Below are 21241 nucleotides of genomic sequence, written 5' to 3'. Positions count from 1 at the left end.
CATGGCACGATCGGACCCGACACAACCGACTCCGAGTCCGACTCCGTCTCCGATCCAACCAGCCACGCGATCCGCGGATCCAACGCGATCGCCATGCCAGACCCGACCATGGGGGCCCCAGCGATGGTCATGTTCCTGTTCCTCGTCATCGCGCTGGCCGTCGTGGTCACCGCGGTCACGCTCGCCGTGGTGAGTGGCGGCGACAGCGGGCCGTTGCCCGAGGCCGCCCCGGAGCGGCTGCGGGATCCCCTGCCCCCGGACCGCCCGGTGGGCCGCGCGGACGTGGAGCGGCTCCGTTTCCCGCTCGTCGTCCGCGGCTACCGCATGGCGGACGTCGACGACGCCCTCGGCCGCCTCGGCGCCGAACTGGCCGAGCGTGACGCCCGCATCGCCGACCTGGAGTCCGCGCTGGCCGGCGCCCGGGCCGCCGCCGCCCACCGGCACGTCTCCATGGAGAAGCCGGCCCAGGAGGAGCAGCAGTGAGCACCGGAGAGGCCGTCGTGGGACCGGACGGCGCGCCGCGCTGCCCCTGGGCCCTGTCCACCGCGGACTACGTGGCCTACCACGACGAGGAGTGGGGCCGCCCGGTCCACGGCGACGACGCCCTGTACGAACGGCTCAGCCTGGAGGCCTTCCAGTCCGGCCTGTCCTGGATCACCATCCTGCGCCGCCGCCCCGGCTTCCGTACCGCCTTCGCGGACTTCGAGATCGCCAAGGTGGCGGCCTTCACCGACGAGGACCGCGAGCGCCTGCTCGCCGACGCCGGCATCATCCGCAACCGCGCCAAGATCGACGCGACCCTCGCCAACGCGCGCGTGCTGGCCGACTGGGCCCCGGGTGAGCTGGACGAGCTGATCTGGTCGCACGCCCCGGACCCGGCCGGCCGCCCGGTGCCGAAGACCCTCGCCGACGTCCCCGCCGTCACACCCGAGTCCACGGCGCTGTCCAAGGCCCTGAAGAAGCGGGGCCTGCGTTTCGTCGGCCCGACGACGGCGTACGCGCTGATGCAGGCGTGCGGCCTGGTCGACGACCACCTGGCGGCGTGCGTGGCGCGGCGGGCCTGAGCCGCGCGGCGGCCCGCCCGCCACGCCGTCGGCCGGCGGCTACCGGCCCAGGTACCGGGGCTTCTCCTTGTTGACGAACGCCCGCACCGCGATCGCGTGGTCCTCGGAGGCCCCCGCCCGGGACTGCAGCTCGTCCTCCTTTTCCAGCGTCTCGGAGAGCGAGTGCGTCAGCCCGTACGCCATCGCCTCCTTCAACGCGGCGTACGCCACCGTCGGCCCCTCGGCCAGCGCCCGCGCCGTCCGCTCGGCCTCGGTGCGCAGGTCGGCGGCGGGCACGACCCGGTTGGCGATGCCCAGGTCGTACGCCTCCCGGGCGCCGATGCTGCGCGGGAAGAGCAGCAGGTCGGCGGCGCGCCCCGGACCGACGACGCGCGGCAGCGTCCAGGAGACGCCCGAGTCGGCGGTGAGCGCGACGCCCGCGAACGACGTGTTGAACGTGGCCGTGTCCGCGACGATCCGGTAGTCCGCCGCGAGCGCGAAACCGAGCCCCGCTCCGGCCGCCACGCCGTTCACGGCGGCGACCACCGGCTTGGCGGCCTCGGCCAGCGCCCGCACGATCGGGTTGTAGTGCTCGCGCACCGTGCTCATGGTCTGGCCCGAGCCCGACTCCCGGTCGGAGGCCAGCAGCCCGATGTGCTCCTTGAGGTCCTGGCCGACGCAGAACGCCCGCTCGCCGGCCGCGGTCAGCAGCACCGCCCGTACGGCATCGTCCGCCGCCGCGGAACGCACGGCGTCCCGGAGCGCGACCTTGGTCTCGATGTTCAGCGCGTTCATCGCCTCCGGGCGGTTCAGCGTGATCGTCGCGAGCCCGTCGCTCACCTCGTGGAGCACGGTGTCGGCCATGGATTTTCCCCTCCGCGTCGTGGCGTGTGTCCGGGAGTGCGTCTTGGTGTTCCGGTGTCCGGGAGACAGCATGACGGAGATCACCGGCGACGGACCGGTCCGGCGGTGTGACCTGCGTCAAAGAATTCCGGTCCGTATCCATTCGGTGGAAGTGGGCGAGGGCGCGAAGTATCGCAGGCACGTCCCCGAATTGAGTGGTTTTGCTCGCGCGCGTTGCCCAAGCGATGCCGACCGATGTTGGTCATCGGGTCCTGGGATGCGGGATAATGGCTGGGAAGCAATGTGTTCGATGCCGGTGTCGCGCGTCCAAGCCGGACTGCGCGTGCCCTCACGGGCCGTCGGCGGTGACGGTGAGCTGGTATCAGGAAGGGGAACGAGCATGGCGGCCATGAAGCCGCGGACGGGCGATGGCCCGCTCGAGGTGACCAAGGAGGGGCGGGGCATCGTCATGCGCGTTCCGCTCGAAGGCGGCGGTCGACTCGTCGTCGAGCTGACCCCCGACGAGGCCGACGCGCTCGGCGACGCCCTCAAGAAGGTCGTCGGCTGACGCGCAAGCGACCATACCCGTTCAATTGCCCCGGTGCCGCACATGGTGCCGGGGTGATTGTTTTTTGTGTTTCTCCTCGGCGACCGCTCCTCGGTGACCGCTCCTCGGTGACCGCTCTCGCCGGTCACGTCGGTCACCACTTTCCGTTGGCCCACCGCTTCACCGCTTCACCGCGCACAGCAGCCCGTCGCCCACCGGTAGCAGGGACGGCACCAGCTCCTGGCTCTCCCGGACCGTGCGCAGGAGTTCCCTCAGCCGCAGCACCTCCGTGGGCTGCGGCCCGGAGTCGATCGTCCGGCCGGCGCCGAACACGCCCTCGAAGGCGACGAGACCTCCGGGGCGCAGCAGGCGCAATGCCTCGGCGAGGTAGTCCTGGTACTCCAGGCGGTCGCCGTCGCAGAAGACGAGGTCGTAGCCGGCGTCCGCGAGCCGGGGCAGGACGTCCAGGGCGCGGCCCGGGATGAAGCGGGCCCGGTTGCTGGCGAAGCCCGCCGCCCGGAAGGCCTGGCGGGCGAACTGCTGGTGCTCCGGCTCCGGGTCGACCGTGGTCAGCACCCCGTCCGGCCGCATGCCGTACAGCAGGTGGATCCCGGAGACACCGCAGCCGGTCCCGATCTCCGCGACCGCCTTGGCGTCCACGGCGGCGGCGAGCAACCCCAGGGCGGCGCCCGTGCCGGGGGTCACCGAGCGCAGGCCCGCCTCACGGGCCCGGTCGCGCGCCCAGCGCAGCGCGTCGTCCTCGGCGACATAGGCGTCGGAGAACGCCCAGCTCGTCTGCCGGTTGCCGGTAATGACCCTCTCCTGTCCCCGTCGTTGCCTCGGCGTGACTGTATCCGTTGGTGTCGGGAACCCGCAGATGGGACCGGTCGTTTAAGGGGAGAGCAAAGAGACGACCGAGCGGCCGGGACTGCGACGGGGGCGGCGAATTGGGCCAGGGTGCCGAGCAAGTGCTGACGCAGCCGTACGAGCCGTGTCAGCCCAGATCAAATTCTCGTAAAACCGCTTATCCGGAGCTAACGGGCGAGGTGGCTATGGTAGGGGCTCCACTGGACACCACCAGAGCCGACAGGGGAGGTGCGGCCGCACCCGCGGATCGGGGAGGAGTGCTGCGGCGCTTCCTCGGATCGGCAGGCAGGCCGAAATCCGTGAACAACACCGCTGCTGACCACAGCCACGCCGACGGTCCCGCCACGGGACCCGCCCAGACCGCGACCTTCTCCAGCGACGCGGACGGGCAGGCGTGGACTCCGCCCACATGGGAGGAGATCGTCAGCACCCACAGCGGCCGGGTCTACCGCCTCGCCTACCGCCTCACCGGTAACCAGCACGACGCCGAGGACCTCACCCAGGAGGTCTTCGTCCGCGTCTTCCGGTCCTTGTCGACCTACACGCCGGGCACCTTCGAGGGCTGGCTGCACCGCATCACCACCAACCTCTTCCTGGACATGGTCCGCCGCAAGCAGCGCATCCGCTTCGACGCGCTCGGCGACGACGCGGCCGAGCGGCTGCCCAGCAAGGAGCCCACCCCGCAGCAGCTCTTCCACGACGCTCACTTCGACGCGGACGTCCAGCAGGCCCTGGACACCCTGGCGCCCGAGTTCCGGGCCGCCGTCGTCCTGTGCGACATCGAGGGGCTGTCGTACGAGGAGATCGCCGCGACCCTCGGCGTGAAGCTCGGCACGGTGCGCTCCCGTATCCACCGTGGCCGCTCCCAGCTGCGCAAGGCCCTCGCGCACCGTTCTCCCAAGGCGCGTGCCGAGCGTCGCTCGTTCGCGGCCCGTGTTCCCGCACTGGGAGGAGGGGGCACGAGCGCGTGAGTGGGTCACGGCCGAAATCCGAGGGACACCTCGCAGAACAGCATCTGGGAGACCGACTCTCCGCCCTGGTGGACGGAGAGCTCGGTCATGACGCGCGTGAGCGCGTGCTGGCGCACGTGGCCACCTGCGCGAAGTGCAAGGCGGAGGTCGACGCGCAGCGCCGGTTGAAGAACGTCTTCGCGGAAGCGGCCCCGCCGGCCCCCTCCGAGAGCTTCCTCGCCCGCCTTCAGGGGCTTCCCGGGGGAGGTGCGACGGACGGTGGCGGCTCGTCGTCGGGTGGTGGAGGGTTCTCCGACGGTCTGGCCGGCCTGTCCGGAAGGTTCGGGGCGACCGGGGTCTTCGGCACGAAGCGGGGCGAGCGGTTCGAGTTCGACTACGTTCCCGCCCGGACGCACGCCTCGGTGCTCCCGGGAACCCCGCAGGGACGGGGCTTGCGGATCCACGACGTGAGCCGGCACGAATCCGAGCGGACGGCCTCGCGCGGCCTGCGGTTCGCCTGTGCCGCCGCCGGCGCGGTGTCGCTGGCCGCGATCGCGCTGGGCGGCGTCACCGTCGGCATGCCGGACACCACGACGGAGGCGCGGGGCTCGGGAAGCGGAAGCAACGTGACGCCGACGCGCACACAGGGCACGGCAGCGGCCGCGAGCCCCGACAGCCAGCGCCGCCGCTCGGGGACGCCGCTGCTCGGACACGTCCAGGAACCTCGGACGCTCGGCGACACCCCCGTCGCACCCACCGCGGTGTCCGCACCGCTGCTGCCAGGACCGCCGGCCCCCGCGAGCGGCGATCCACGGCAGCAGTCCGTGCGCGCACTGACCACTCCGGTGGCGGGTGCCGCTGCGGTGTCCCCGTTGATACGTCCGCTCGATGCGGTTCCGCCGCTCGCCCTGCCGGCCCTGACGTCACTGGCGACGACTGCCGACGGCGGGCCACCCGGCCTGCTCACCGCACCCGTCCCCGGCCCCGCCCCGTCCCGCTACCCGGCTCCCTGACCGGAATCTGCGCGCCGGCCCGCGAACCTGATTGAATCCGGGATGGCATCAGAGCCCTTGGAGCCGACGGTCTGCGGCAAGCTGCGGGGAGAACATGAACGAGGGGAAGCCCACGAAGGCGAAGTGGTGGAGTCGTCCCCGCTCGTCCGGAGACGCGACCGACGGCGACTTCGAGTTGGAACGCCCGCGGACGACCCCCACCACCGGCACCGGCGGCGACGGGTCCGACGGAGGCGACTTCGAGCTGGAACGCCCCTCGCCGCCCCGGCCGACCGCCGAGGGCGACTACGAACTGGACCGCCCGGCACCGACGGGCGGAAGCGACGACGCCGCCCCGTCCGCGGGTGCGGGGACCGGCGCCGACGGCGGCACCGTGACCGTCGCCGAGCGCCCGAAGCCGTTGCACGATCCCGACCCGTACAGCACCCCGCCGTACGGTGAGCCGGGCCCCTGGGCCCCCGCCCCGCCGGTGCAGCATCCGTCGGCGTCGGCCCTGACCCCGCCTCCGGGAGCGGCACCGGATCCGTCCCTGGCGGACGCACCGCCTCCCGTCCCGCCGGCCCATGGCACGGGGGCGTCGGCGCTGCCTCCCCCGCCCGGCGGGCCCACGGGTCCCGCGTCGTCCCCGCTCTCGGGCGCCGCGGCTCCCGACCCCGCCGCCGGGGCGGGCACCACGCCGGCCCACGGCACGCCGGCGGCGGCGACGCCTCCCGTGTCCGCCCCACCGGCGGAGCCGTCGGCGTTCCCGGTCCCCGATCCCTGGCGGCGCTACGACCCCTGGGCGGCCTCGGCCGCCGCCGCGCCTCTCCAGCACAGCGGTGCGGTCACCCGGACGCCCGAACAGCGGCGCAGGCGGGCCGTAGGGGCGCTCGTCGCCGGTTGTCTGCTGATCGCCCTGGTCTCCGGCGGCATCGGCGGCGCCATAGGGGCGTACCTGGAGCGGAACGGCGGCGTGGGCACGGTGGAGTTGCCACAGGCCCGCAAGGAACCGGCCGAGCGGTCGCCGGACAGCGTGGCCGGGATCGCCGCCCGCGCCCTGCCCGGCGTGGTGACGCTGCACGCGAGCGGCGGCGAGGCGGCGGGCACCGGGACCGGCTTCGTACTCGACGGCAACGGCCACATCCTGACCAACAACCACGTCGTGGAGCCCGCCGGATCCGGCGGCGAGATAACCGTCACCTTCAACAGCGGCGACACCGCCGAGGCCACGGTCGTCGGCCGCGACAGCGGATACGACCTCGCCGTGGTGAAGGTGCGCGGCGTGCGAGGCCTCACCCCCATGCCCCTCGGCAACTCCGAGAACGTCCACGTGGGTGACCCCGTCGTCGCCATCGGCGCGCCCTTCGACCTGGCGGGCACGGTCACCTCCGGCATCATCAGCGCCAAGGAGCGGCCCATCACCGCGGGCGGCGAGGAGGGCGACGGCAGCGACGTGTCGTACGTCGACGCCCTGCAGACCGACGCGCCCATCAACCCGGGCAACTCCGGAGGCCCCCTGCTGGACTCCCAGGGCCGGGTCATCGGCATCAACTCCGCCATCCGGTCCGCCGGCGGCGGCGCCGAGCCGGACGGCGGCCAGGCGGGCTCCATAGGGCTCGGTTTCGCCATCCCCATCAACCAGGGCAAGCGCGTCGCCGAGGAACTGATCAACACCGGCAAGGCGACCCACCCGGTCATCGGCATCACCCTCGACATGAACTACACGGGCGACGGCGCCCGCGTCGGCACCAAGGGCGGCGACGGCGGACCCCCGGTCACCGCGGGCGGCCCCGGCGCCGCCGCCGGCCTCAGGGCCGGGGACGTGATCACCGAGGTCGACGGCCGGCGTGTGCACTCCGGTGAGGAACTCATCGTCAAGACCCGCGCCCACCGCCCCGGCGACCGCCTGGAGCTGACGCTGGAGCGCGACGGCAAGGAGACGAAGGTCTCACTCGTGCTCGGCTCCTCCGACGGGGACTGAACCACCGCACAGGTCCTGACAAGGGGCCAGGAAGGCAAACAATTCGGAAAACGCTCGCATATACCCGCTCGGGGGCGACGGGACGGTACCGGTCGGCCGGGGTCGGCGGGTACCGTTGTGGCGGCCCGGACATCCCAAGGAGCTTCAGGTGTTCAATGACATAGGACCACTCGAGCTGGTCACGCTCGTCGTCCTCGCCGTGCTCGTCTTCGGTCCGGACAAGCTTCCCAAGGTCATCCAGGACGTGACGCGCACCATCCGGAAGATCCGGGAGTTCTCGGACAGCGCCAAGCAGGACATCCGGCAGGAGCTGGGCCCCGAGTTCAAGGACTTCGAGTTCGAGGACCTCAACCCCAAGACGTTCATCCGCAAGCAGATGGAGAACGACGAACTGGGGCTCAAGGAGATCCGCAACGGCTTCGACCTGAAGAAGGAGATGGCCGAGGTCACCGACGCGGTCCACGGCCGTGAGTCCGACGCGTCGTCCGCCTCCTCCTCCGCCTCCGGCGCGTCGTCCGCGTCGTCCGTGTCGTCTGGGTCTGGTTCCACCGGCGGTCGCGTCGACATGTCGAAGAAGCCCGAGACCCCCGCCCGCGACGACCGTCCGCCCTTCGACGCGGACGCCACCTGATCGACGCGGACGCCACCCGGCCCCGAGCGCCGGGCCGCCGTACAGCACGGGTTCACTCACTCGCCGCATGTGACGCGCCTCATATTCCGGACGGGTTCCGTAGGGCGCACCGGCCCTGAGGGCGCCGCCCGCGCGACCCACGCGCCGGTCGGTTTCCCGGCTGCCGCCGATGGGTGTGGTTATGCTGCCGAGTTGTTGTGCGGACCGGACGAGTGCGCCCGAAGGGGGGCGGGCCGTTCCGGTCCGACGAGAGCGAGGAGGCGTCCGGGCACATGGAGACGACGAGTGGGGCGGTCGCGCAGGCGCCGGCCGCGGAGGACGGACCACAGGTCTCCTCCGCCCGGCGTTCGATCGACGGATACCTGCGCGCGCCCTTTCCTTGGTACGGCCTGGACGAGGCCTTCACGGGACGGCGCTGGCTGATGCAGGTCGGTACGGCGGCCGACGGGGCCGTGGAGCACGGTTCGATCGGCCACGGCGACGAACCGTCGGTGCGCAACGAGTACGTGGCGGGCGACGGACAGGACGCCAGGGGGAAGTTCACGGTCGTCGTGACCGTCGCGGCCAACCCCGACCGGCGCAGCGCCGACGGCACGGGCCTGCTGGAGGCCACGTCGGTGTCCTCGGCCGCCTGGCTCGCCGGTGTGGGGCTGCTGTCCTGCACCTGGCCCCAGATGGACCACTCGCTGCGCGACGACTGGCTGGAGCAGCAGACCGAGACCGCGTGGGTCCTCGCCGACGACCTCGCCGGAGAGGACTGGTCGACCCTGTCCCTCCCCGTGGACGGCGTGCCGACGTCGTTCCACTACCGGGAGTCCGAGTTCGGCTGGGTCCTTGCCGGTTCCACCGAACAGGGCGTCCACCTCGGGGCGTACGGCAGGGGCATGAGCGCCTACGGGCTGGCCTTCTCCGTGGTCCAGGACATCGCCGCGTACGCCTAGCCGTCCGCCGGCACGACGAGGGGCGCCGTCACGGCGGACAGCGCCCCCGGTGCCGTACGGAACGTCAGAACTTGTTCTTCGGGGTGATCCCCAGCGACAGCCCCGACAGGCCCCGCTGACGCCCGCCCAGCTTCCCCGCGATCGAGCGCAGTGCCGCGCCCGCGGGGGAGTCCGGGTCGGACAGGACGACGGGCCGGCCCTCGTCGCCGCCCTCCCGCAGGCGGACGTCGATCGGGATGGAGCCGAGGACCGGGACCGAGGCGCCGGTCGTGCGGGTCAGGCCGTCGGCGACCAGCTGGCCGCCACCCGTGCCGAACACGTCGACCATCTCGCCGCAGTGCGGGCATGGCAGCCCGGACATGTTCTCGACCACGCCGACGATCTTCTGGTGGGTCTGGACGGCGATGGCGCCGGCCCGCTCCGCCACCTCGGCCGCGGCCTGCTGAGGGGTCGTCACGACCAGGATCTCGGCGTTCGGGACGAGCTGCGCGACGGAGATCGCGATGTCGCCGGTGCCGGGCGGCAGGTCGAGCAGCAGGACGTCCAGGTCGCCCCAGTAGACGTCCGCCAGGAACTGCTGGAGCGCGCGGTGCAGCATCGGGCCGCGCCAGACGACGGGGGCGTTGCCCGGGGTGAACATGCCGATGGAGATGACCTTCACGCCGTTGGCCGAGGGCGGCATGATCATGTTCTCGACCTGGGTGGGCCGCCCGTCGGCGCCCAGCATGCGGGGCACGGAGTGGCCGTAGATGTCGGCGTCGACGACGCCGACCTTCAGACCGTCCGCCGCCATCGACGCCGCCAGGTTCACCGTCACCGAGGACTTGCCGACGCCGCCCTTGCCGGAGGCGACCGCGTAGACCCGGGTCAGGCTGCCGGGCTTGGCGAAGGGCACCTCGCGCTCGGTCTGGCCGCCGCGCAGGGCGGTGGCCAGCTCACGGCGCTGTTCGTCGCTCATCACGTCGAGCTCGACGTCGACCCGCGTGACGCCCTCGACCCGGGACACCGCGTCCGTCACGCGCTGCGTGATCGTGTCGCGCATGGGACAGCCGGAAACCGTCAGGTACACGGCGACCGCGACCGCTCCGTCCGCGCCGATCGCCACCGACTTGACCATCCCGAGCTCGGTGATGGGCCGGTTGATCTCGGGGTCGTTCACCGTCGCCAGTGCCTCGCGCACCGCGTCTTCCGTAGCCATAAGCACGATGGTACGGCGCCGCCCAGGGGGCACGGAAAGCCCCGTCACCGGTCGTGTGCGTCACGTCCCCCGGACCGTTCCGCCGGGAGCACCCGGGGGTCGCGGTGGTGGCCGTCCTGCCGCTCCTCCAGCTCCTTGAGCGCATCCTGCAGCTCAGAGCGGATCCAGTCCCGCGTGGCGACCTCGCCGAGGCCGATGCGCAGGGCGGCGATCTCGCGGGTCAGGTACTCGGTGTCGGCGATCGACCGCTCGTTCTGCTTGCGGTCCTGCTCCAGATTGACCCGGTCCCGGTCGTCCTGCCGGTTCTGCGCGAGCAGGATCAGAGGGGCCGCATAGGAAGCCTGTAGCGAGAGCATCAGCGTCAGGAAGATGAACGGGTACTCGTCGAAGCGCAGACTGCTGGGCGCGGACACGTTCCACACCACCCAGACGATGATGACGACCGTCATCCAGACGATGAACCGCCCGGTCCCCAGGAAACGCGCGATGCGCTCCGACAGCCGTCCGAAGGCCTCCGGGTCCCACTCGGGAAGCAGGCGGCGGCGCGGCGGCCGGGGCTGGTCCAGGCGGGTGCCGCGGGAACGGGAGGCCGCCGTGGCCCCCGACACCGCGCGTTCACGGGCCGCCGCCTCACGCTCAGGCGCCATCGGCACTCACCTCCGCCGTCGTCTCGTCGAGGTGGTACTCCGTCTCCCGCCAGTCGTCGGGCAGCATGTGGTCCAGTACGTCGTCCACCGTGATGGCGCCCAGCAGCGACCCCGACTCGTCGACGACCGGCGCCGCGACCATGTCGTACGTGGCGAAGAACCCGGCGACCACCGGCAGCGCGGCGTCCGGCTCCAGGGGCTGGAGATCGTCGTCGAGGATCGAGCCGACCAGGGTGTACGGGGGGTCGCGCAGCAGCCGCTGGAAGTGGACCGTGCCCAGGTACTTGCCGGTCGGGGTCTCCTCGGGCGGGCGGCAGACGTAGACCTGGGCCGCGTGTGCCGGGGACAGGTCGGGGTTGCGGATGCGGGCCAGGGCGTCGGCGACGGTGGCGTCGGGCCGCAGCACGATCGGCTCGGTCGTCATCAGACCGCCCGCCGTGTGCTCCTCGTAGGCCATCAGCCTCCGCATGTCGGCCGCGTCGGCGGGCTGCATCAGGCTCAGCAGCCGTTCCTTGTCGTCCTCGGGCAGCTCGCCCAGCAGGTCGGCGGCGTCATCGGGGTCCATCGCCTCCAGTACGTCCGCGGCGCGCTCCTCCTTGAGCTTGCCGAGGATCTCGATCTGGTCGTCCTCCGGCAGCTCCTCCAGCACGTCGGCCAGGCGGTCGTCGTCGAGGGCCGCGGCGACCTCGGCGCGGCGCTTGGCGGACAGGTGGTGCAGGACGTTGGCGAGGTCGGCGGGGCGCAGCTGCTCGAAGGTGGCGAGGAGGGTCTCGGCACCCTGCCCCTGCTCCTCCACGGAGAAGCCGGTGACGCCGGACCACTCGACGGTCAGGGTCTCTCCCTTGTTGCGCCGGAAGGCGCCGCCCTTCTTCCCCTTGCGGACGAAGACCTTGTCGATCTCCCAGTCCCGGCGGGCCGGCAGCTGCTGCACGGCCAGGTCGAGGACGGTGGCCTCCTCGCCGGTCTCGGTGAGCGTGACCCGCCGGTCGAGGAGTTCGCCGAAGACGAGGCGCTCGGTGGGCCGCTGCTCGAACCGCCGGACGTTGACCACGCCGGTGGTGATGACCTGGCCGGACTCGATGCCGGTGACCCGGGTCATCGGCAGGAAGATGCGGCGGCGCGTGGTGAGCTCGACGACCAGACCCAGCACCCGCGGGGGTTTGCGGCCGACGCGGAGCATGACGACCAGATCGCGGACACGTCCCACCTGGTCGCCGGCCGGGTCGAACACGGCGATGCCCGAGAGGTGCGAGACGAAGATCCGGGGGGCGCCCGCTGCCATGGCCGCGGCTCCTTTTCGTAAGCGTGCGTAGGTCTGCGTGAGAGCTGTTCCGTACGGTGTCCCTTTTCCGAATTGCCCGCTCGGACGGGCTTCAGGCTAGCCCGTCCGGAACGGGTCCGCCCGGGTGGCCGGTCCGGACGGACTGGCTCCGCTCGCCCTCCGCGGCCCCGGTACGCTGCCGTACGCCACTCGGACCCTGCCCGGCCCCCTGCCGGCCTGCCGGTCCCGTGTCCGCCCGTGTCCGCCCGTGTCAGAAAGGCAGTCCCCCTGTGTCTGTGACTCCCCGGCGCCGAATCCGCAGGGCCGCTCTGATGGGCGCGGTGTGCGCCCTGGCGGTGACGGGAGCGGGGCTGACGGGATGCAGCGGCGAGGACCCGGACGCGGGGACCAACGGCGTCGGGAAGCTCCCGGCCGACAAGATCCACGCCAAGACCCGTACGGCCGCCGAGACCGCGGAAGCGGTGCGTCTGCACGGGACGGTGGCCGCGGGCGGGAGCACGTACACCCTCGACATGCGGCTGAAGCCCGGCGGAGGCACCGGGTCGGTCGCCGCCGAGGGGACGACGTTCGGGCTGCTGCGCGTCGGCGAGCAGCTCTTCCTCAAGGCCGACGCCGGCTTCTGGAGTCACGACGGGGGCGACGCCGCGGCCGCCGGCAAGCTGGCCGGCAAGTACGTGAAGGTGCCGCAGGGCGATCCCGCGTACAAGAAGTTCAGTGGCTTCACGGACAAGGACGTCCTCCTCGGCGATCTGCTGACCCTGCACGGCACGGTGGAGACGGACGGCCGGCACGAGCAGGCGGGCGTGCGCACCATCCGCATCACCGGCGACGAGGGCTCCGGCGGCTCGCTCGACGTCTCCCTGGAGGGCACGCCGTATCCGCTGCGCCTGGTGCGGGCGGGCAGCGCGGGCACGATCGGCTTCTCGGACTGGAACAAGCCCTTCGCGCTCGAGGAACCGGCGAAGGACGACACCCTGGACTACGGCAGGCAACTGCCGATGTCCTAGCTTCCTGGCCGGGGCCGTCCGGCAGGCCCCGGTCCGGCTACCGGTGGCGGCGCCGCTTCGTCAGCAGACGCGGCAGTCCCGCCGGGACCGGTTCGCGCGTCGTCGCCGGGGTCGGCAGTGGTGCCTCGGCCAGCGACCCGTCGGGCAGAGGCGCGACGGCGCCCGTCGGCTCCAGGCGCAGCACCCGGCACTCGCGGGCCCAGCGCTCGGTCATCGCCTCGCCGTCCGGCGCGTTCAGGCGTTTGCCCTTGAGGTCGGCGACCGCCGCCCGCCACGCCTCGGAACCGGTCGGCAGCTCCACGACCCGCGCCGCCCAGGAGACCAGGCGGCCCCCCTTGTCCTTGCTGCGCACCGTCACCTCGGCCGCCGCCCCGTCGGCCAGTCCCGGCAGCGGCTGCTCGCCGGGACCGTCGCCGACGACGCACGCCGCCCCCTCGTGCCAGACGTGCCACAGCGCCCGGGCGGGCACCCCGGGCCCCTTGACCCAGACGAGGCCGGACTTCTTCGTGGCCTCCTCGACGAGGGCCCGGTCGAGCAGCTCACGTGTCATGCGGTCAGCCTATCCAGCCGGGTGCGGCCCCGCTCAGAGCCAGCCGTTGCGCTTGAGCGTGCGGTGGATGCCCAGACAGATGCCGACCGTGATCGACAGGACCATCGGGTAGCCGAACTTCCAGTGGGTCTCCGGCATGTGGTCGAAGTTCATGCCGTACACCCCGCACACCATCGTCGGTACGGCGATGATCGCGGCCCACGAGGTGATCTTGCGCATGTCCTCGTTCTGCGCGACGGACGCCTGGGCGAGGTTGGCCTGGAGGATGGAGTTCAGAAGCTCGTCGAAGCCGATGACCTGCTCCTGCACCCGCGCCACGTGGTCGGCGACGTCCCGGAAGTACTTCTGGATCTCCGGGTCGATCAGCCGCATCGGCCGCTCGCTGAGCAGCTGCATGGGCCGCAGCAGCGGCGACACCGCCCGCTTGAACTCCAGCACCTCGCGCTTGAGTTGGTAGATCCGGCCGGCGTCCGTGCCGCGCGGCGAGCCCTTGCGGCCCGGTGAGAACACCTCCGTCTCGACCTCGTCGATGTCGTCCTGCACCGCGTCGGCGACCGCGATGTAGCCGTCGACGACGTGGTCGGCGATGGCGTGCAGCACCGCGGAGGGACCCTTGAGCAGCAGTTCCGGGTCGTCCTGGAGCCGGCAGCGCAGTGCGCGCAGCGAACCCTGCCCGCCGTGCCGGACGGTGATGAAGAAGTCCCGTCCGGTGAAGCACATGACCTCGCCGGTCTCGACGACCTCGCTGTTGGCGGTGAGTTCGTCGTGGTCGACGTAGTGGATGGTCTTGAAGACCGTGAACAGGGAGTCGTCGTAACGCTCCAGCTTGGGGCGCTGGTGGGCCTGGACGGCGTCCTCCACGGCCAGCGGGTGCAGCCCGAACTCCCGGGCGATACCGGCGAATTCGTCCTCGGTGGGCTCGTGCAGGCCGATCCACACGAAGCCGCCGTCGCGGCGTACCTGGCGCATCGCCTGGTGCGGGCTGAGCGGCGCGGACGTCTCGACGCGCACGCCGTCGCGGTAGACGGCGCAGTCGACGACGGCGGAGGCGGTCGCCGGGTCGCGGGTGGTGTCGTAGGCGCCGGTTTCCTTGCGCGGGGTGACGCGGGACGGGCGGACCGCGGCGCGCAGGTCACGGATCATGGACATGGCAGGCTCCTTCGCGACGGGCAGCGAGCGGGGCCGGTGCCGGGTGGAACCACCCGGAATGAGGACGTCCTGATCACGCGTGCTCGGCGCGTCCACAAAGCGGGGGGCACCGCACCGTTGCGGTGGCCGGCTTCGCTGCTGGTTCAGCTGCTGATCCGAACCGGTGGACCGGACCAGGCACAACGAGACGAAGTGCTCTTCCGAGTGAAGGCGCGCGGATGAGGGGAAGCGGCAGAGGCGGAGAGCCGGAGCAGCTGCGTCAGCGGCCGGAAGAGCGGGTGGTACTGCACGGTCGACTTCGGTCCATGCCAGCCCCACCTCCTCCGGCCGGTCCCTCGTGAGGGACGATCCATTCCCCTTGTTTGGAGGGGTTCCCCGTAGGGGAGTCTTCATAGCGTCGGGAGCTTGATCGCGACGCACTGCGTGCTGTCCCGAACCGCTGCCCCAGAGTACCAGTCGCCCGGCGTGTCAAGGCGCCGCTTTGCCGCTTCCCTACGAGTTCTATGCTCGCCGCATGGCTGATGTTCTTCCTCTGGTCGAGGCCCGGTTGCGCAGCGCACTGGGCGAGCCGGACGCGCGCGCGGCGGTCACCTTCCTCGGCACCGACCGCATCGAGGTGCTGCGCTTCCCCGGCGGCGGCCAGGAGGGCGACATCGTGCGCTACGCGACCCTGGGCATGTCCGCGCAGCCCATGGCGGACCCCACGGCAGTGCTCGCCGACCCGGTCAAGGGCCCTCGCGCCGAGTTGGTCCTCTCTGTCCGCGCGGGCCGCGCCGACACGGACAAGGTGCTCCGGCCGCTCGCCGTGCTGGCCGCGTCCCCGCAGGTCGAAGGCGTCGTCGTGGCTCCCGGCGCCTCGCTGGACATCGGCGAACCCCTGTGGCCCGGCGCCCCGTTCACCTCGGTCCTGGTCGCCGAGCCGGGCGGCCTGGTGGAGGACCTGGATCTGGACGCCCCGCTGGACCCCGTGCGGTTCCTGCCGCTGCTGCCGATGACGCCGAACGAGGCCGCCTGGAAGCGCGTGCACGGCGCCCCGGCGCTCCAGGAACGCTGGCTGACGCACGGTACGGACCTGCGGGATCCGTCCCGCGGGTCCGTACCGCTGGAGTGACCGACCTCACCCGGTGCCCGACGGGCAGCGCCCGGTGGGCGGAGGCCGTGCCCGAGCGGAGCCGACAGCGGGGGAGGGCGGGCGCCCGGCGCCGTACGAGGCCCGCCGGCGTGCCCGGCACCACGGTGACCGGGGGCATCGCGAACGGGTGCGGATGCCGGAGCACGGAGGACCGTGAGCGGCACGGGCGTGCCGAACCGCACCGGCGTGCCGAGCGGCACCGGCGTGCCGAGCGGGCACCGGCGTGCGCGGCACCACCGGACCGAGAAGGCGGCGAGCGGGACGTCCCGCGCGAGGAACGCCCGGTCGATGCAGTGTGCATCTGGTTCCCGTCGGCCGGTCGTTCCGCCCGGATGGGTGATCGTCCTTGACGTGGGCGTGTGAGGGTAGGACCGTGGGGCTCTATGAGGGGCGAACCCAGTTGCCCGAAGTGTGGTGGCCGGGTCAGGGCTCCCGGTCTCTTCGCCGAGTCCTGGCAGTGCGACGTGCACGGCGTCGTACACCCGCTCCAGCCCGTGCTCCCGCCCAGCGTCGAGGCGCTCGGCGTCGTGGTGCACCGTACGCAGGTGCCGGTGTGGATGCCGTGGCCGCTGCCGGTCGGCTGGCTGTTCACCGGCGTGACCTGCGCGGGTGACGACCGCAGCGGCGGCCGGGCGACCGCGGTGGCCTGCTCCGGCCCCGGCCCGCTCGGTGGTATCGGTGAGCTGATCCTGGTCGCCGAGGAGCTCGGCGTCGGCCTCGGTGCGCGGTACGCGGGCATCGACGCCCCGGACCCGGGCCCGTACATGAACGTCGAGAAGCCGCCCCAGGCCAAGGTTCTGGCGGCCGGCCGCCCGACCCCCCTGTGGCACGTCTCCGGTGCACCCGTCGACCGCGCCGTCTTCGCCGGGGAGGCCCTCGGGATGTGGCTGTGGGCCGTCGTCTGGCCCGAGCGGTCGGGACTGCTGATGTACGAGGAACTGGTGCTGACCGACCTGCGGGACGCGGGCGCCGAGGTGGACCTGGTGCCGTGCGGGGCGCTGTCGCCGCGGCTGATCCAGCCGTAGCGCCGGGAGGCCGGGCGTGCGGCGGGGTTCCCGTGCGTAGGGGGTACGTAGGGGGCGCAGGGTCCCTGCGGGTGTGACATCGGTGGGCGAAGTTCCGGTTATCCTGGAGCCTCCCCTTCCGTCCCGTCATCGCCTGGAGTCAGCGTCGTGCGCATCGATCTGCACACCCACTCCACCGCGTCCGACGGCACGGACACCCCGGCCCAGTTGGTGCGCAACGCCGCCGCGGCCGGACTGGACGTCGTCGCGCTGACCGACCACGACACCACCCGCGGGCACGCCGAGGCGCTCGCCGCGCTGCCCAAGGGGCTCACGCTGGTCACCGGCGCCGAACTCTCCTGCCGTATCGACGGCGTCAGCATGCACATGCTCGCCTACCTCTTCGACCCCGAGGAGCCCGCCCTGCTCGCCGAGCGCGAGCTGGTCCGGGACGACCGGGTGCCGCGGGCCCGGGGAATGGTCGCCAAGCTCAACGCGCTGGGCGTCCCGGTCACCTGGGAGCAGGTCGCGCGGATCGCCGGCGACGGCTCGGTCGGGCGGCCCCACGTGGCCTCGGCGCTCGTGGAACTCGGCGTGGTGCCGACCGTGGGCGACGCCTTCACCCCGGACTGGCTGGCCGACGGCGGCCGGGCCTTCGTGGAGAAGCACGAGACCGACCCCTTCGAGGCGCTCCGGCTGATCAAGGGCGCGGGCGGGGTCGCCGTGTTCGCGCACCCGGCCGCCGCCAAGCGCGGACGTACGGTGCCGGAGGCCACGATCGCCGAGCTGGCCGCCGCCGGACTCGACGGCATAGAGGTCGACCACATGGACCACGACGCGGAAACGCGGGCGCGGCTGCGCGGCACGGCGAAGGAGCTGGGGCTCCTGGTCACCGGCTCCAGCGACTACCACGGCAGCCGGAAGGCCTGCGTGCTCGGCGAGTACACGACCGACCCCGAGGTGTACGGGGAGATCACGCGGCGGGCGTTCGGGGCGTTCCCCGTGCCGGGGGCCGGCGGGGCCTGAGCCTCACCGCCCGCACACCCACCTTTCACTCCTCCGCAAGGCCAGTAGCTCACCCATGCTCGACGTCGCCGTCTTCGGCTCTCTCTTCCTGACCCTTTTTGTCATCATGGATCCCCCTGGGATCACCCCGATCTTCCTCGCGCTGACCTCCGGTCGTCCCGCGAAGGTGCAGAAGCGGATGGCCTTCCAGGCCGTGTGCGTCGCCGGTGGTGTGATCACCGTGTTCGGTCTGCTGGGGCACCAGATCCTGGACTACCTGCACGTGTCCGTGCCCGCGCTGATGATCGCCGGCGGACTGCTCCTCCTGCTCATCGCGCTCGACCTGCTCACCGGCAAGACGGACGAGCCGAAACAGACCAAGGACGTCAACGTCGCGCTCGTCCCCCTCGGCATGCCGCTGCTCGCCGGACCCGGGGCGATCGTGTCGGTCATCCTGGCCGTGCAGAAGGCCGACAGCGTGACCACGCAGGTGTCGGTGTGGGGGGCGATCCTCGCGATCCATGTCGTGCTGTGGCTGGTGATGCGCTACTCGCTGCTGATCATCCGGGTCATCAAGGACGGCGGCGTGGTCCTGGTGACCCGTCTCGCCGGCATGATGCTCTCCGCGATCGCCGTGCAGCAGATCATCAACGGCGTCACGCAGGTGATCAAGGGGGCGTGATCCGGGTACGCGTCGGGGCCCCCGCACGGCGTTCCGTGCGGGGGCCCCGAAGGTGTGCGGGCGGTCCGCTACAAGGCCGAGGTGTCGGCGGGGCGGATCCACAGGCGCTGCCCTATGGCGGCGGCCTGTTGAACGATGCGGTTCACGGAGGCGGCGTCCACGACGGTCGTGTCCACGGGGGTTCCGTCGACGTCGTCGAGTCGCATGACTTCAAAGCGCATGGCCTCTCCCTTGATCTGGTCATCCTCCTGAGGAGAACTACTGTCGGGGCTCCCGGGTCGTCGGTGCCCGTGGTGCCGTCATAGTCAACGGGCTGCGTGGTACAAACATTCCCTACGCTAAAGAAATTTTTCGAACGTCTAACTACCGACCGGTAGATCACCGGTCCGTGTGCGCGTCGGCTGTCCGTACGCGTGCCGGCCGTCCGGCGGTGTGACGGGACCCCGGCAAGACTGACCGGGACCGGTTGTGTTCGAAGCGTGACCGCCGGGACAATGGAGGCGATGAACGACGACCTCGCGTCCCTGAACGCCCGCATCGACCGCACCAACGAGCTGCTGCAGCGCATGCTCGCCGAGGTGGCGAAGACGCCCTCGACCCATGCGATCTTCGTGGACGCCGGGTACCTCTACGCGGCGGCCGGACGACTGGTGGCCGGGACCGAGGACCGCCGGGCCTTCGACCTGGACGCCGAGGGGCTGATCGACGCGCTCATCGACAAGGCGCGCACGATCTTCGCGGACAGCCGCCTGCTGAGGGTCTACTGGTACGACGGCGCCCGGCGCCGCATCCACACCGCCGAGCAGCAGTCGATCGCCGAGCTGCCGGACGTGAAGGTCCGCCTGGGCAACCTGAACGCCAACAACCAGCAGAAGGGCGTCGACTCCCTCATCCGCTCCGACCTGGAGTCCCTCGCCCGCTACCGCGCCATCAGCGACGCCGCACTGCTCGGCGGCGACGAGGACCTGGTGTCGGCGGTCGAGGCCGCCCAGGGCTACGGCGCCCGCGTCCACCTGTGGGGCATCGAGGCTCCCGAGGGGCGCAACCAGGCCGACCCGCTGCTCTGGGAGGTCGACAGCCAGCGCACCTTCGACCTGGACTTCTTCAAGCCGTACGTCTCCCGGCGCACCGCCCACGCCTTCGAAGCGGCGGGTGTGGCCCGGCCGGCCCGCGAGGACGTCCGCTTCGTGGGCGCGCAGATCGCGGCGAAGTGGCTGGCCGCACGAGGCCGCGAGTCACTGGTGGAACTCCTCCCCGGCCACCCCTACCTCCCCGGCTCGGTGGACCAGGACCTGCTGGTCGAGGCCGAGGGGCTCCTCCAGTACTCGCTGCGCGGCCAGGCCGATCTGCGACGGGCGCTGCGGGACGGCTTCTGGGAGCACCTGCAGGCGCAGTACTGAAGGCTTCCACCCCGTTCTCAGGAGCGCGTCGGCCGCTGTGCGGACGTGTCGTCCCAGAAGTCGGCGAGGGCACGGGCGGTCGGCAGGGGCCGGTCGGTGTTGGGGGAGTGCTCGGCACCGGGGACGACGGTCCGGCGCGCGTCGAGCCGTCGCGCCATCTCGTCCAGGAGGGGGACGGGCCAGGTGTCGTCGTAGGCACCCGACAGTACGTGGCACGGCAACGGCACGTCGGCGAGTTCGGCGACGCGGTCCGGCTCGCTGCACAACTGGCGCCCGGTGGCGAGGAGTTGGGCGGGCCTGGTGCCCAGCCAGCGGTCGCGCAGCCGTTCCGGGTCGCCCGGGCCGACGGCGGGCCCGCCGACCTCCTCGGGCGGCCCCATGGCCTGGATCACCTCCCAGACCTCCGCCATCGTCATGGTCTCGAGCGCTTCCCGCAGGAGCTTCACCCGCTGCTGCTGGGACGGGGAGATCCGTGCCGGGCCCGAGGACATCAGCGTCACGGACACGAAGGGGGAGTGGTCGAGCAGGACGGCGGCGCGCGCGACCTGGCCACCGAGGGAGTGCCCGACGAGATGGACGCGCGTCCCGAGGGCGGCGACCTGCGCGAGCACGTCACGAGCCAACTCGGTCTGAGCGTAGGCCGCTTCGTCGTGTTCGGGCCCGGCGGACTCGTACTGGCCCCGTCCGTCGACGGCGACCGTGCGGTACCCGCGTGCCCCCAGCGGCTCGTGCAGCAGCGTGAAGTCCTCCTTGCTCCCCGTGAAACCGGGCAGCATCAGCACCGTCCCCTGGGGCTCGACACCGTCGGCCGCGGGCGAGTCGACGACGGCGAACTCGCCCCGCGCGGTACGCAGCCGGTACGCGCGGGCGTCGGGGGGCGGGGTGAAGACGGCGTTCCTGCTCACGGGCAGAGGCTATCGGTCGGTGGGTGGCACGGTGCGGCCGGGAACGACGTCGGCCCGGGCCCGCGTGGAAGGCGGGACCGGGCCGACGGCCGGGTGAGCGGTGCGGATCAGCTCTCGCTGGACTCCGAGGGCTGGGAGGCAGCCGTGGCCGCCTTCCGGGTGCGGCGAGCCTTCGGCTTCGCCTCGGCCGTGTCGGCCGCCGTCTCGGTGGCCGTGGCCGTGGCCGTGGCCTTACGGGTCCGGCGCTTCGGTGCGGTCTCCGCCTCGTGGGAGGCCTGAGCCGGGATCTCGGCGGCGGTCGCGACGGCCTCGGCCGTCTTGCGGGTGCGGCGGCGGGGCTTGGTTTCCGTGGCTTCGGTGGTGTCGGCGGCGGTTTCTGCTGTGGTGGCCGTCTTGCGGGTGCGTCGGGGCTTGGGCTCGGTGGTTTCCGGTGCCTGTGCCTGTGCTGCTGTCTCGGTCACGGTCTGGGGGGCCTCGGCCGTCTT

23 protein-coding genes and 1 pseudogene are annotated in these 21241 nt (G+C 72.1%); 14 read left to right on the top strand and 10 right to left on the bottom strand.

Translation table 11 applies throughout. From position 1 onward, the window contains the following. Positions 1-123: 123 nt before the first annotated feature. Positions 124-483 carry a DivIVA domain-containing protein gene (locus KUM32_RS08485; RefSeq protein ID WP_217141341.1) on the top strand — a complete coding sequence of 120 codons (360 nt, stop codon included), beginning with the start codon at positions 124-126 and terminating at the stop codon, positions 481-483. Next, a complete protein-coding gene (locus KUM32_RS08480; RefSeq protein ID WP_217141183.1) occupies positions 480-1064 on the top strand; it encodes a DNA-3-methyladenine glycosylase I in 585 nt (194 codons plus the stop codon). The genes KUM32_RS08485 and KUM32_RS08480 overlap by 4 nt, the downstream gene beginning before the upstream one ends. Positions 1065-1103: 39 nt before the next feature. On the opposite strand, the gene KUM32_RS08475 is transcribed toward KUM32_RS08480, so the two are convergent. Beyond that, positions 1104-1907 carry an enoyl-CoA hydratase/isomerase family protein gene (locus KUM32_RS08475; RefSeq protein WP_217141182.1) on the bottom strand — a complete coding sequence of 268 codons (804 nt, stop codon included), beginning with the start codon at positions 1905-1907 and terminating at the stop codon, positions 1104-1106. A 379-nt stretch (positions 1908-2286) separates the two neighbouring features. Between KUM32_RS08475 and KUM32_RS08470 the strand changes: the two genes are divergently transcribed. After that, entirely contained in the window at positions 2287-2454 is a 168-nt protein-coding gene (locus KUM32_RS08470) for a DUF3117 domain-containing protein (protein ID WP_003966491.1), read from the top strand. Between the two features lie 159 nt (positions 2455-2613). On the opposite strand, the gene KUM32_RS08465 is transcribed toward KUM32_RS08470, so the two are convergent. Beyond that, a complete protein-coding gene (locus KUM32_RS08465) occupies positions 2614-3312 on the bottom strand; it encodes an O-methyltransferase (protein WP_308408622.1) in 699 nt (232 codons plus the stop codon). Positions 3313-3599: 287 nt separating this feature from the next. Between KUM32_RS08465 and sigE the strand changes: the two genes are divergently transcribed. From sigE to KUM32_RS08440, 5 genes are all read left to right on the top strand, one after another. Beyond that, positions 3600-4271 (top strand): RNA polymerase sigma factor SigE, encoded by a 672-nt coding sequence (sigE, locus tag KUM32_RS08460; RefSeq protein ID WP_217141181.1) that lies wholly within the window; start codon positions 3600-3602, stop codon positions 4269-4271. 68 nt (positions 4272-4339) lie between these two features. Then, a complete protein-coding gene (locus KUM32_RS08455) occupies positions 4340-5263 on the top strand; it encodes an anti-sigma factor (protein ID WP_374227491.1) in 924 nt (307 codons plus the stop codon). Positions 5264-5357: 94 nt separating this feature from the next. Then, entirely contained in the window at positions 5358-7223 is a 1866-nt protein-coding gene (locus KUM32_RS08450; protein WP_217141179.1) for a trypsin-like peptidase domain-containing protein, read from the top strand. Between the two features lie 148 nt (positions 7224-7371). Continuing rightward, positions 7372-7854 (top strand): sec-independent translocase, encoded by a 483-nt coding sequence (locus KUM32_RS08445; RefSeq protein WP_217141178.1) that lies wholly within the window; start codon positions 7372-7374, stop codon positions 7852-7854. Positions 7855-8126: 272 nt separating this feature from the next. After that, entirely contained in the window at positions 8127-8795 is a 669-nt protein-coding gene (locus tag KUM32_RS08440) for a hypothetical protein (RefSeq protein ID WP_217141177.1), read from the top strand. Positions 8796-8859: 64 nt separating this feature from the next. Here the strand turns inward: KUM32_RS08440 and KUM32_RS08435 are convergent, their stop codons facing one another. The 3 genes from KUM32_RS08435 to KUM32_RS08425 are packed head-to-tail and all read right to left on the bottom strand — an operon-like array spanning position 8860 to position 11922. Continuing rightward, positions 8860-9993: an Mrp/NBP35 family ATP-binding protein gene (locus tag KUM32_RS08435; RefSeq protein ID WP_217141176.1), complete on the bottom strand. Its 1134-nt coding sequence runs from the start codon at positions 9991-9993 to the stop codon at positions 8860-8862. 44 nt (positions 9994-10037) lie between these two features. Further along, entirely contained in the window at positions 10038-10640 is a 603-nt protein-coding gene (locus KUM32_RS08430; protein WP_217141175.1) for a DUF1003 domain-containing protein, read from the bottom strand. After that, complete coding sequence (locus KUM32_RS08425; protein WP_217141174.1) at positions 10630-11922, bottom strand: magnesium transporter MgtE N-terminal domain-containing protein; 1293 nt, start codon at positions 11920-11922, stop codon at positions 10630-10632. Before KUM32_RS08425 ends, KUM32_RS08430 begins: the two co-directional genes overlap by 11 nt. Before the next feature lie 311 nt (positions 11923-12233). Between KUM32_RS08425 and KUM32_RS08420 the strand changes: the two genes are divergently transcribed. Then, positions 12234-12929, top strand: coding sequence for a hypothetical protein (locus KUM32_RS08420; protein ID WP_254405222.1), 696 nt, complete (start codon positions 12234-12236; stop codon positions 12927-12929). A gap of 37 nt (positions 12930-12966) precedes the next feature. Here KUM32_RS08420 and KUM32_RS08415 read toward each other — a convergent pair whose 3' ends face one another. Together KUM32_RS08415 and KUM32_RS08410 are read right to left on the bottom strand one after the other, a co-directional pair. Further along, positions 12967-13479, bottom strand: coding sequence for a hypothetical protein (locus tag KUM32_RS08415; protein WP_217141172.1), 513 nt, complete (start codon positions 13477-13479; stop codon positions 12967-12969). Positions 13480-13512: 33 nt separating this feature from the next. Continuing rightward, on the bottom strand, positions 13513-14628 hold the full coding sequence (locus KUM32_RS08410) for a magnesium and cobalt transport protein CorA (RefSeq protein ID WP_217141171.1): 1116 nt from the start codon (positions 14626-14628) through the stop codon (positions 13513-13515). Positions 14629-15142: 514 nt separating this feature from the next. Here KUM32_RS08410 and KUM32_RS08405 point away from each other — a divergent pair. The 4 genes from KUM32_RS08405 (at position 15143) to KUM32_RS08390 (ending at position 18451) form a co-directional block, all read left to right on the top strand. Continuing rightward, positions 15143-15739: a suppressor of fused domain protein gene (locus KUM32_RS08405; RefSeq protein WP_217141170.1), complete on the top strand. Its 597-nt coding sequence runs from the start codon at positions 15143-15145 to the stop codon at positions 15737-15739. A 404-nt stretch (positions 15740-16143) separates the two neighbouring features. After that, positions 16144-16785, top strand: a complete 642-nt coding sequence (locus tag KUM32_RS08400) for a DUF6758 family protein (RefSeq protein WP_217141169.1) — start codon at positions 16144-16146, stop codon at positions 16783-16785. A gap of 147 nt (positions 16786-16932) precedes the next feature. After that, the gene (locus KUM32_RS08395) at positions 16933-17790 is read left to right on the top strand and encodes a PHP domain-containing protein (protein WP_217141168.1); all 858 of its coding nucleotides are present in this window, start codon (positions 16933-16935) and stop codon (positions 17788-17790) included. A gap of 55 nt (positions 17791-17845) precedes the next feature. After that, entirely contained in the window at positions 17846-18451 is a 606-nt protein-coding gene (locus tag KUM32_RS08390; RefSeq protein WP_217141167.1) for a MarC family protein, read from the top strand. A gap of 68 nt (positions 18452-18519) precedes the next feature. Here KUM32_RS08390 and KUM32_RS08385 read toward each other — a convergent pair whose 3' ends face one another. Continuing rightward, a complete protein-coding gene (locus tag KUM32_RS08385; RefSeq protein ID WP_007444413.1) occupies positions 18520-18672 on the bottom strand; it encodes a hypothetical protein in 153 nt (50 codons plus the stop codon). 273 nt (positions 18673-18945) lie between these two features. On the opposite strand from KUM32_RS08385, the gene KUM32_RS08380 reads away from it, so the two are divergent. Next, positions 18946-19851 (top strand): NYN domain-containing protein, encoded by a 906-nt coding sequence (locus tag KUM32_RS08380; protein ID WP_217141339.1) that lies wholly within the window; start codon positions 18946-18948, stop codon positions 19849-19851. Between the two features lie 17 nt (positions 19852-19868). On the opposite strand, the gene KUM32_RS08375 is transcribed toward KUM32_RS08380, so the two are convergent. Next, entirely contained in the window at positions 19869-20756 is an 888-nt protein-coding gene (locus KUM32_RS08375; protein WP_217141166.1) for an alpha/beta fold hydrolase, read from the bottom strand. 107 nt (positions 20757-20863) lie between these two features. Next, positions 20864-21241, bottom strand: a pseudogene (locus KUM32_RS08370) (ATP-dependent helicase); the annotation flags it as partial.

The sequence above is a fragment of the Streptomyces sp. AC627_RSS907 genome, assembly GCF_019049165.1.
The sequence above is the reverse complement of the archived record's forward strand: the minus strand, read 5'-3'. Positions and strand labels throughout refer to the sequence as shown.